At 70.0% G+C, this 2,598-nt stretch carries 3 protein-coding genes; 1 reads left to right on the forward strand and 2 read right to left on the reverse strand.

The features are described 5' to 3' along the window. Nucleotides 1-670 (forward strand): lytic transglycosylase domain-containing protein (locus VIB55_RS21685; protein WP_331878761.1); only part of this gene is annotated, 670 nt, incomplete at its 5' end. Nucleotides 671-761: 91 nt separating this feature from the next. Here the strand turns inward: VIB55_RS21685 and VIB55_RS21690 are convergent. Both VIB55_RS21690 and VIB55_RS21695 read right to left on the reverse strand, forming a co-directional pair. Then, on the reverse strand, nt 762-998 hold the full coding sequence (locus VIB55_RS21690) for a ferredoxin family protein (protein ID WP_331878762.1): 237 nt from the start codon (nt 996-998) through the stop codon (nt 762-764). A gap of 126 nt (nt 999-1,124) precedes the next feature. Next, the gene (locus VIB55_RS21695) at nt 1,125-1,973 is read right to left on the reverse strand and encodes an alpha/beta hydrolase (protein WP_331878763.1); all 849 of its coding nucleotides are present in this window, start codon (nt 1,971-1,973) and stop codon (nt 1,125-1,127) included. Nucleotides 1,974-2,598 lie beyond the last annotated feature (625 nt).

Genomic DNA, 2,598 nt, shown 5'->3' on the forward strand with positions numbered 1-2,598 from the left:
GCGTGCCCCCCGGGCCAACGACTTTCGGTCGCTGATCCGCTCACGCGCCGTGCAGGCGATGCTGCTCGCCACCGCCGCCGTGCAGGTGGGCGTAGTGGCCACGGGCGGCCTCGACACCAAGGATGGCAGGGAGCGCCGCAGCCTGGTTCGCACCGCCATCAAGGAGGGCGTGGCTCTGAAGCTGCCCGCCGTGGTGGTCAAGAACCCGACCCCGCCCCTGCTCGCCAAGACCGACGAGCCCGTTACCGCCCAGTCGCTGGCCGCGCTGTACCGCCGCAAGGGCTTTACCATCTCCGACAAGCTGGCCGAGGAGATCTACGCGGCCGCGGTGAGGAACGACATCGACCCGCGCATCGCCTTCGGGCTGGTGAGAACGGAGAGCGAGTTCAAGGACTACGCGACCAGCCACGTGGGCGCCATCGGCCTCACGCAGCTGATGATTCCCACGGCGCGCTGGTTCAAGAAGGGCGTCACCGAAGACCAGCTGCGCGACTCGGCCACCAACCTGGAGATCGGCTTCCGCTACCTGAAGGAGCTGATCGACCGCTACCATGGAGACGTGGAGCTGGCGCTGACGGCCTACAACCGCGGCACGGGCACGGTAGACCGGGTGCTCAAGCGCGGCGGCGACCCCGACAACGGCTACGCCGGCAAGGTGCTGAACCGCTGATCAATTCGGTGGGTGGCAGATGAGGAGAGGGGCCGCGTCCGGTGTGGACGCGGCCCCTCTTTCGTTCGTTCCGCGGAAACCCCGCCGGGAGTCAGCCGTCGGAAAGCACGCGGTTCCGCTCGATGTAATCCGACCACTCGGGCGGCACGTCCGTGTCGGGAAAGATGGCCTGCACGGGGCACTCGGGCTCGCAGGCGCCGCAGTCGATGCACTCGTCGGGGTTGATGTAGTACTGGTCGTTCGCCTCGTAGATGCAATCCACCGGGCAGACCTCGACGCAGCTGGCGTCCTTGGTGCCGATGCAGGGTTCCGCGATCACGTAGGGCATATCGTTCTCCAGCGAGGGGTCAGGGATTTTCTCTGGCCGGCGGCCCGCCCAGGGCCGGAAGGCGGTATCATAACCAGCGCCCGCCCGGTTGTCCACGCCTGTGCGAGCGAACGTTCGAACGACTCACTATGTGAGGTGTGTGCCGAACCACTCCAGCGTGGCGTCGGCCGCCGTCCGCAGCTCGGGGGTGGCGCCCGGGTACGGGTGGCGGCTGCCGAAGGTGTGGTCGCCGCCCTCGATCATCAGCAGCTCGGCATCTTCGCCAGCCACATCGAAGAGCGCGCGGCCCTCGTCCACCGGCACCGTGGCGTCTGCGTCGCCGTGCACGATCAGCCAGGGCGCGGACAAGCGCGCCGCCGCCGCACCGATGTCCAGCCGCTCGCGATTGGCCTCGTAGTCGCGCCAGTAGTCCGGGCCCACGGGCATCATCTGCTTGGTGCGCGTGTTTTCGACGTGCACGGCGCCGCCGGAGCGCCACGTGGCGACGTGCTCTTCGCTCCACCGCGACGCCACGTCGGCGATGGCGGCCCAGGTGACCAGGGCGTCCACGCGGGAGTCTTCCGCGGCGGCGAGGATGGCCTCGCCCCCGCCGCGCGAGTGGCCGAACAGGCCGATCCTGCGCGGCTTGCGCGGAACCAGGATGCCGCTGCACACGGCGTCCAGCACCTGGCGGATTTCGTCGACGTTGCGCGAGTGCGTCTGCTCGGCGAACAGGTGCAGCGCGGAGAAGTCGACGCCGTCGGAGCCCACGCCGTTTCGCGTGAAGTCGAAGCTGACGGCCGCAAAGCCGTGCGCCGCCACGGCGCGGGCCAGGCTGGGAAAGAAGTTCGCCGCGCGGAAGCCCTTGAAGCCGTGGCAGATGACGACCGCCGCGGTGGGCCGGTGCCCCGCCCGCACGCGCACGTCGCCGCGGATGGGCGGCCCGCCGTCGGAGGAGCGGATTTCGAACTTGGTGAGCGTCAGTGCGTCGGGCATGGATTCGTGCGTTGAATTGGAGTCGGGGCGGTGCGACCGGGGGTGGCGCCTGCCCCGGGCGCCCCCCAGCCCCAGCCCTTCCCCCGCAAACTGCGCGGGGGAAGGGAGCCAGCCCGGTGCGCTTCGGTCGGGTCGGCGCCACCACGGCCTGTCATCCTGAGGCCCAGGCGCACCGCACTTTCCCGCACATCACTCATCGCGGGCCGAAGGATCTTGCCTGCGTCACTTCTCAGCTTGGGTGCGGCAGCGGCACGGATGCGTTGGCCTCGGGCTCGACGCGGCTGGCGAAGCGGTGGGGCGGTTCGACCGGTTGCGGCGCATGCCGCGGCGGGCCCCTCCCCCGGCCCCTCCCCGCATGCTGCGCATGCGGAGAGGGGAGAATTCGCTTGCGGTGCCGCCGGCCCCACGCACTCGACTGCGCATGCAGTCCGCGAAGGCGGACTTCGTGCCGTTGCAGCCGCGACTTCAGTCGCCCCAGCGGGGCCGAGGCCTCGGCTGCCGTGCGCGCTGCCGCGCCCATGGTTGTTTCGTATCCGCGGCTAGATCCTTCGGCGCGCGGGGCTCAGCGTACGGGCCGGTACAGTGCGCCTGCGCCTCAGGATGACAGGCTGCCGAGGTATCTCCA

Origin of the sequence: Longimicrobium sp. (assembly GCF_036554565.1) — a bacterium.
Classification (GTDB): Bacteria; Gemmatimonadota; Gemmatimonadetes; order Longimicrobiales; family Longimicrobiaceae; genus Longimicrobium.

What these genes read in the sequence shown, in the direction of transcription:
- VIB55_RS21690 (WP_331878762.1), bottom strand. Translation starts at nt 998, where the DNA reads ATGCCCTACGTGATCGCGGAACCCTGCATCGGCACCAAGGACGCCAGC.
- VIB55_RS21695 (WP_331878763.1), bottom strand. Translation starts at nt 1,973, where the DNA reads ATGCCCGACGCACTGACGCTCACCAAGTTCGAAATCCGCTCCTCCGAC.